Annotated in this window: 10 protein-coding genes; all 10 read left to right on the top strand. The window is 42.4% G+C overall.

What is annotated here, in order from left to right; all coding sequences use genetic code 11:
- Positions 1-267 (top strand): hypothetical protein (locus GVN22_RS27790; RefSeq protein ID WP_205691047.1); only part of this gene is annotated, 267 nt, incomplete at its 5' end.
- Between the two features lie 30 nt (positions 268-297).
- Positions 298-1,581: a hypothetical protein gene (locus tag GVN22_RS26320; RefSeq protein ID WP_166553993.1), complete on the top strand. Its 1,284-nt coding sequence runs from the start codon at positions 298-300 to the stop codon at positions 1,579-1,581.
- A complete protein-coding gene (locus GVN22_RS26315; protein WP_166553992.1) occupies positions 1,581-2,531 on the top strand; it encodes a DUF6712 family protein in 951 nt (316 codons plus the stop codon). The genes GVN22_RS26320 and GVN22_RS26315 overlap by 1 nt, the downstream gene beginning before the upstream one ends.
- 11 nt (positions 2,532-2,542) lie before the next feature.
- Positions 2,543-3,355 carry a hypothetical protein gene (locus tag GVN22_RS26310; protein WP_166553991.1) on the top strand — a complete coding sequence of 271 codons (813 nt, stop codon included), beginning with the start codon at positions 2,543-2,545 and terminating at the stop codon, positions 3,353-3,355.
- Complete coding sequence (locus GVN22_RS26305; protein WP_166553990.1) at positions 3,274-3,948, top strand: hypothetical protein; 675 nt, start codon at positions 3,274-3,276, stop codon at positions 3,946-3,948. The genes GVN22_RS26310 and GVN22_RS26305 overlap by 82 nt, the downstream gene beginning before the upstream one ends.
- Positions 3,945-4,196 (top strand): hypothetical protein, encoded by a 252-nt coding sequence (locus GVN22_RS26300; protein ID WP_166553989.1) that lies wholly within the window; start codon positions 3,945-3,947, stop codon positions 4,194-4,196. Before GVN22_RS26305 ends, GVN22_RS26300 begins: the two co-directional genes overlap by 4 nt.
- 39 nt (positions 4,197-4,235) lie before the next feature.
- Entirely contained in the window at positions 4,236-5,087 is an 852-nt protein-coding gene (locus GVN22_RS26295; protein WP_166553988.1) for a hypothetical protein, read from the top strand.
- Positions 5,084-5,542, top strand: a complete 459-nt coding sequence (locus GVN22_RS26290; RefSeq protein ID WP_166553987.1) for a hypothetical protein — start codon at positions 5,084-5,086, stop codon at positions 5,540-5,542. The genes GVN22_RS26295 and GVN22_RS26290 overlap by 4 nt, the downstream gene beginning before the upstream one ends.
- A gap of 1 nt (position 5,543) precedes the next feature.
- Positions 5,544-5,795 (top strand): hypothetical protein, encoded by a 252-nt coding sequence (locus tag GVN22_RS26285; protein WP_166553986.1) that lies wholly within the window; start codon positions 5,544-5,546, stop codon positions 5,793-5,795.
- A partial coding sequence (locus GVN22_RS26280) for a DUF5977 domain-containing protein (protein WP_166553985.1) occupies positions 5,789-7,695 on the top strand: 1,907 nt, incomplete at its 3' end. The genes GVN22_RS26285 and GVN22_RS26280, both read left to right, overlap by 7 nt.

Below are 7,695 nucleotides of genomic sequence, written 5' to 3'. Positions count from 1 at the left end.
GTGATGTTTGCCGAAATTCACCAAGACACACGGGGCGATGAGGTACACAAATTTTCTATCAAGTATCGTAAAGTAGACGGAGAAATAGGATACAAAGCGAACGTCTCCAAGAGCATTCGAAATTTACCCGGAAAAGGGAAATACAACGGCAATGTTAAAATCAATCACGTTCTGCTCCTCTATGATCACGATACCGATAGGACTTTTGAAATACTAATTGACCTCATGATTGAATACAACGGACTGCTCATAGACCATACAGTGTAATTGAGCTGAAGTTCTACACCTAACAATTTTATGAAAGTACAACAACTATCGGATTCGCTATTTGTACTCAATTCGGCGGTATTGCAATTGACGTCAAGGGATGCCGCTTTTGGCTATCATGACAGTCTATTCGGTTCGGCAGTAACGGATCATATCCGATGGGGACACACCGACAACATGCCCAACATGATGAAAAGCATGATTGTTGGTAACAACCAGGTACCTGCACAGTTGGTCAGTATTCGGGATATGATATATGGTAGTGGGGTGGGGTTCTTCAAAAGAGTGATAGACCCCAAAACGACCAAGCAAAGCCTACAGCCGTACACAGACTCAAGACTTGAGGATTGGGAGTTTGATACTGATCTACCATCGTTTGTGGCCTCTGGCTTGAACCAATTTGTAGAATGCGGTAACAAGTTTACACGCATGATCTGGAGTGTCTCTAACAAATGGTATCGACCAGAAATCAGCGATTGTTTTATGACTCGAATAGGTTCACCGACCAATGGACGAATCATTGATTTTCATGTAAACGATGAGTTCGGAGGTAAACGGATTGTTTCGAGTACATCCAATAGCGATATTATTCCGGCTTTTGATTTTCGTGACGATAGTTATAACAAAAAGCAGGTAGTCACCATGCTCCACGCAAAGGAGCAAATCCCTGGTAATCCTTTTTATGCGTATCCTACGTGGTGGTGTGCCAAAGAGTGGATTGAGCTGGCCAACTTGATTCCTATGTTTCACAAATCGGGTATCCAAAACGGCTATAATATCAAATACTTGATTCGTATGCCTGTGGACTACTTCGATGCTCAAGGTGGTAAATCTTTGGATGAAAAAGACCGTTCGAAAAAGTGGGCTGACTTCTCAGATCGTTTGTCGGGTTGGATGGCTGGACAAAAGAACGTCAACAAATCTATGATTGTAAAATACCTACGTGGAGCTGACGGCAAAATGTTGGATAACGTAGACGTGCAGCCACTCAAAAACGAAATGTCAGACGATGCCTATTCTAAGGTTTGGGAAATGTCAAACCAATCAATTGCCAACGCTATGGGTATTTTGCCAACTTTGGCAGGGGTAAGCCCTGGTAAAGGAAACGACTCAGGTTCACAAATTAGAGTCATGGCCGACTATCAACAGCATTTCCGTACACCTGTACCACGCATGTTGGTCTTAAAGGATATACAGTATGCTTTGCGAGCTATGGGTTACCGTGATGTTATTCCAGCCTTTAAGGAAGTACAAATTACTACTCTCGATACCAACCCGACAGGTGCTCAAGCCGTCGTAAATCAAGCGTCCTAATGTTGATCACTGAAGCCGTTTTAAAAGCTGAGCTTGGAGGGATTCAAGCAAGTTTGAATTGGAAAACCGTTGAACCATTTGCGAAAATTGCTAACCGTAATTTTCGCAAACAAATAGGAGTAGAGCTGTACAATGAGTTGATCAAACCCAATACAAACCTGACTGAGCTGAAGGAAATAGCCGTCGGGGTAGTAGCATGGCAAAGTTACGATTTGGCTTTTCCACACCTGAAAATGAAAGTAGGGGATTTGGGTTTAATGAAAAGTTCACCGCAAAACACTGTAGCCATCACCAAATGGGAGTATGTCGACTCAAGGGAAGCCAATTTGCAAGTGGTGGACAAATTACTGGAGGACTTTTTTGAGTTGCTGGAAATGGAAGCTCCAGAAGTTTGGAAAAACTCCGAAGCCTATAAAACTAGAAATCGACTGTTCTTGAGGTCAGCTTCAGAGTTGGGTAAAAAGCTAACCTTGGTAGGGCGTAACAGTCGTTTCTTTGATGTGCTTACTACTTATATAGAACGTGCCGAAAATAACTATGTCAAGCCCTTATTAACCCCAACGCTGTTCAGGAGTTTGAAGCAAAAGTGGCAAGAGGCAGCAACGTTGACAGCTCAAGAAAGTGAGTTAATACAGGGGATTCAGTGGGCTTTGGCGTATCTGGCCATGTATGAGGCGTACCCGTATTTACCCATGATTGTAGACATGAACGGGATGCGAGAGGCTCGTTATAAAGACGGCACCAGGGAAGAAGAAACCGCCGACGCTAAACTGAAAAACGTACAACGTCAGGCGCTGTGGAATGATGGTCAGAAGTTTTTAGGGGATATTCGTGAGTTTTTGGATGCTGAGTCATCACCAACCGTATTTACGGAGTATTATCAAAAAAATCAAATCAATACACTTAGTGAGGATTTGGACTTTACGGACAAGCCTCATGTTATTCTATAACATTCTACACCATGACACTTAGTAAAATGACCAAGGATGCTACACCCGTTCCACCACTAAAGGTTGTGAACAATTCGCAGAACCATCATTCGACCATCGAAGACAAAAAGAGAGCACTGGAGGAACAGAAAGCTTTGCTTGAGGCTGAGGAGCAGGCATTGATTGAAGCTGAGCAAAAGGCTCAAGAAAAAGCCAAACAAGAACAGCTTACCAAAATTGACTCACTCTTTCAGAATGCCGAAATGTATGAGAACTGGGCAAAAGAGGAGTTGGCCAAAAAGCCACACGAACGAGACAACGAACAGGCTGAGGCATACATGGCCATTGCTAGAGAACGAAAAGCTGAAGCTCGAAAATTACAATCTGAGTTAGGTATTCAAAGCATGACGTCCGAGCCTGTCGAAACCAACGAAACCGATACCCAAAGCCGTCACCCGTGGTGGACACCATTTGCACAAATCGGCGGTTTGTGTTTGCTCTTATGGGTTTGTGTCCAAGGCTTTTTTGATACCCAAAAAAAGATAGCTGCACACAACGCCGTGGTCGAGCCATTTGCTCAGGTGCGTGCGCACGATTTGGATTCAGTTCAAAAACTCTTTTTTGAGAAAATGACCATCGGGACGGATTTGTTGATTATGCTTGGAATCATTGGCGTAATTTCTCCAGTGATTTTTATCTACATAGTTCCAATCATTAAGTCTAAAAGAGATTTTCTAAACGAGTTCAATAACGATTTAACGGCATGGCAAAGAGGCTTACTTACATCTATTATCTTATCGGCGGTATTACTTTATTTGGGCTTGTCTCATTCGGTCAGAATGTAATCAGATCCGAAACCGAAAACCGTAGCTATTACACACACTGGGCTGAATACACCCAACCCCAAAAGGAAAATCTATTGATGTTGATGACTGAAAGTGAGGTCAGAAAAGCATTGCTAGATATGGCCCGGAAAGAGGTCTACGTGGTAGAAAAGACGAATAGCAACGATCACCCACGAATAAGTTATTATAACAAAGTGGCACGTTCGTCAGCTCATGCGGCCTATTGTGCAGCAGGTCAGTTCGCAATGGCTAAAGAGCTAGGGTTACAATACAATCTCAAAAGTCCTGCCGCCGTTCGTGGTTGGTTTACCGACAAACGAACTATAATCTACAACCGTGGCAAATGGACTGGCAACGCTCAACTGATGGACTATATTTGGATTTATGGTTCACATTTAGAAGCATTGGCCCAACCCAATATAGATCCTGATATTGACGATGACGATGAGATTTTGACCATCGGATTCAATACCACGGCTGGCACTCGTAAACATGGCGTTCATCATCCTATTTGGAGACGTTGGGGCGACGTACAGCTGATGACTAATCAGGTTACTCCAGCGTATTTACAACTCAAAAATAAATACCAATGAACAAACAAGATGAACTTGGATTAATAGACCGTATCCAAGCACCTACACCAAAACTATTTAAGTCGATCCGTAACGTGGCCATCGTTGCCTCTGCCATTGCTTTGGCTTTGGTTCAATCCAAACAACAAGGGGTAGAGCTGCCAAGTATCGTGGACTTTTTAGCAAGTAAAATTGTCGTAGTGAGTGGTGCAATTGCTGGGCTTATTGCTCAGCTGACTGTGGACTATTCAAAATTACAAGAAAAGTAAACCTTGAAAAGGAGCGCCTTTGGGTGCTCCTACATTGCTATGTTAGAAATAGAGTTGTCGAAGGAAAAGTTTTACATTCCTGAAAACTGGAGCGAGGTATCAGTAAAACGTTTGCCCAAATTACTGGAGTCGGTTTTTGTTTCACAAGCTACTCCAGAAACTTATCACCAAATTTTACGACTCACACTAGGTATAAGCGACACAACATGGGGACGCTTTTGCTATCATTATTTTAGAAAAGATTTACCCGAAAATACCAGGAAACAAAACGCCGAAATTCTACACAATTTACTCATGATGGTGAGCTGGATGTGGACGGAAGAAATGACTACAAGGCCGTTTGATACTGTGAAAGTTGGTACTGAAGAATGGGTTTTGTTTGAGGAAAATTTGACCAGTATGAGTTTTGGGGAGCTGTCGGATGCCTACATCCATTTACTAGCCTTTACAAAACAGTTAATCGAAGGAGACGAACGACTCAATCATTTGATTGCTACTATTTGCCGACCACGCAAAGAAGGGGATTATACTCAGGACCCCAATTGGAACGGTGATCATAGAATTCCGTACAATGCCCATGCTGTAAAAGAAATGTCCAAAAAAGCTGCCTTGCTACCTGAAGGGACTAAAGTGGCGATTATGGTCTATTTTGCTGGATCTGTAAAGCAACTATTCGAGCAATATGATTTAATGGAAACAGGAGTGGAAAGTGTAGGAGAGGACGATTACCCTGGGCAGGGACTTATCAAAAATCAACATCTATTAGCCGAAAAAGGAATCTTTGGAAACCTTGATCAAACGAAGCAAGCCAATATACACGATGTGTTTTTGTTTCTGGAAGAACACCGCAAAGACATGAAAACACAGGCAGAAAATCAAAAATCAGAATGACACCCACTCAACTACTCTGGAACTTCCTAAAGCCGATTTGTCAACAAAACGGGATAGAATACGTGGCCATGAGCGATGGTGACCGTATGGATAGATTTAGTGCTGCCAGTGTGAGCCAAACGGTTTACCCTGGTGTTTTTGTGATGCGTCCACGTTATCGTGTAAGAGATACTACCAACGGCTTGATTATGCTCAATTACGAGCTAAAAATATACATTTTGGCTAAAGGAGATTTAAACGATTTTGAAAGTCAGGATTCGGCTTTTGACTTTTGTGAGAGCGTGGCAACAAATATTCTGCAAGAACTCAACCGCAAGTATCTGGAGGAAAAAACATGCTGGTTTGACTTAAACGATTCTGGTATGGACCCGGTAATGTATGTGACACTCGACTCAGCGTGGGGCTATGAACTCACAATCCGTTTGGGTTTAGAATCTAATCAACTATTCTACTGATATGAAAAAACTTTTGTTTTACGCTATTACAGGCTTTTCGATGCCACTTGTGTTTGCTTACTTCCTTCTCATGGATTTAATAAACTTACGCTTTAGAAATTCTACCGCATGGCTTAAACTACAAATAGTTTATGAGGATGCACAGAAAAAAGCTTTTCCTGTGGCTAAATCTGAAACCAATGCAGAGACCATCCGCAAAGAATTTATAAAGCTTCAGAAACGAATGGAAAGAAAACAACTTTACAAATGGTAGATTCATTATTGACTGAAATTGGAGGGCGACCAATTGCCTTTATTCCGATGGAGTTTAGCCGAAACAGGTTGTTTCATACCATTGATGCGGCTAATCCTGATTTGACTTCACGAGCCAACCTTTCATATAGTTTAGAAATACAGGTGCCGACTTTTCCTCAATCCCTGGTATTTGAACCACTACACCGAAGCATTGGGAAAGAACCACCCGTAACCGTATTTGGAAATACTAACTCCTTTGCTGGAGCAATGTTTGAATACAACCGCCGAAACGGTAAACTTGACGGCTTACTGAGCTATCAAAAACCTAACTGGCAACAAGAAAAAATTACTTCAGTATTTACCCAAACAACACCTTTCAAACTCAGAGAGCTGGTTACTGGAGGTACACCATTGGTCAATACTGATTCCACGCTTGCAACTCGGTACTGTATTAAAGCTGGTTTGAACGATGAGGATTTTGCTATGTGGGCCGACACTTTTTGGACTAAGTACCAGTTTGAGCAACGTCGGTTTTTGACATGGCAGCCAAATAATAAACTCATAGGGCGTGATCAAGAGGAGTATCTTTCTTTTCTAATGAATTTTTCTCCTAAACCCTCAAAAGTTTGTCTTCGAGTTCAGAGCTATAAACCGACGGGAACAAATACTTTTACAGCAAAAGAACTGGAGGTAGTTACTCAAAATTCGGTAGTGTTGTGTCCAGTAGGTTGCAAAGCTTTGGGTTTAGACAACGACGTTTATCAATATGATGTTTGGTTGTCAGACGAACAGAACAGAAGGTTTACAGAGGTGCGTACTTTTCAAATAGACAGTCGTTACCGAGCAAACGAGCGTTCCATTTTGTTTTCCAACTCTTTGGGCGGTTTTGATACTATCCGATTAGTAGGCAAAGCCACCGAAACATTAAAAGTATCACAAACCTATGCTCAGCGCGATAAATCCGTTCAGGGTATAGACTGGATGGAAATGGTGGTGATCAATACCGAAGGTCAACGTGAATTGGTCATTTCGACGGGTTGGTTTGAACGAAGCGCCAAGGACTATTTAAAGTATCTTGATGAGCTAATGTTGTCGGAGCAGGTTTATTTGGTGACGGACAAAGGTCATATTCCTTTACGTAAAAATACTAATGCCTTGGTTGATGTTGAAGACAACACCGAGTTGATTTCTCGAAGCTTTAGTTTTACATACGATCGAACTATTCAAAATTACAGTGATGCTCCGTCGATTGGGGCCGTACCTGCCAGAGCCACCACGTGGGAAGGTTTAGACTTTACGCATATACTAGATTCCTTTGGACGTCGAACGGGACGAATGCGACCAGCTCGTATCCGCAAAGTTTATGCCGACGATAAAAGCCTATTTAAACCCCTAACCATCAAACCCAACGTGGAGAGTGATCCCGACTATATAGCCTATTTAGTAAATCCAAGTATAGTACCAGGCTCAAGTCCCTATCCAAACACTGCCATAGTTCGACAAGGAACTTTTGTACGCTCAAATTGTGGGAATGGTAAAACGGGTGGTTTTGCCACGATCAATATACCCGCTGGACGTTATGGTTCGGAAACACCAGGAGAAGCTCAGCAATTGGCAGAGTTGGAATACACCACGCTAAATACGCAAGAATACGCCAACGCCTTCGGTGAATGTATTTTGAACCCTTACGATTATGCTTTTAACGTACCTGCTAATTATGCACACTTTAGACAAAGTGGTATGAGTGGAGCTGATGCCGTTTCTAAAGATAACGTTAATGGGGTAGGGAAGGGGAATGCTTGGTTTTTACAAGGCCAAACCGGACAAACAGACCTTTACCCAGTAGGAGTTTGGGACATCAACTTGCCAACCAATTACCTAACTGGATTTAGCTGGAGGTTCTTACTCTATGGTAACAA

The organism is Cellulophaga sp. BC115SP (genome assembly GCF_009905545.1).
Lineage (GTDB): Bacteria > Bacteroidota > Bacteroidia > Cytophagales > Spirosomataceae > Flectobacillus > Flectobacillus rivi.
Note: the sequence above shows the minus strand (reverse complement) of the source record. Positions and strands in the feature narration are given on the sequence as shown.

Coding starts and splice junctions, on each gene's coding strand:
- GVN22_RS26320 (WP_166553993.1), top strand. CDS start 298: ATGAAAGTACAACAACTATCGGATTCGCTATTTGTACTCAATTCGGCG.
- GVN22_RS26315 (WP_166553992.1), top strand. CDS start 1,581: ATGTTGATCACTGAAGCCGTTTTAAAAGCTGAGCTTGGAGGGATTCAA.
- GVN22_RS26310 (WP_166553991.1), top strand. CDS start 2,543: ATGACACTTAGTAAAATGACCAAGGATGCTACACCCGTTCCACCACTA.
- GVN22_RS26305 (WP_166553990.1), top strand. CDS start 3,274: ATGGCAAAGAGGCTTACTTACATCTATTATCTTATCGGCGGTATTACT.
- GVN22_RS26300 (WP_166553989.1), top strand. CDS start 3,945: ATGAACAAACAAGATGAACTTGGATTAATAGACCGTATCCAAGCACCT.
- GVN22_RS26295 (WP_166553988.1), top strand. CDS start 4,236: ATGTTAGAAATAGAGTTGTCGAAGGAAAAGTTTTACATTCCTGAAAAC.
- GVN22_RS26290 (WP_166553987.1), top strand. CDS start 5,084: ATGACACCCACTCAACTACTCTGGAACTTCCTAAAGCCGATTTGTCAA.
- GVN22_RS26285 (WP_166553986.1), top strand. CDS start 5,544: ATGAAAAAACTTTTGTTTTACGCTATTACAGGCTTTTCGATGCCACTT.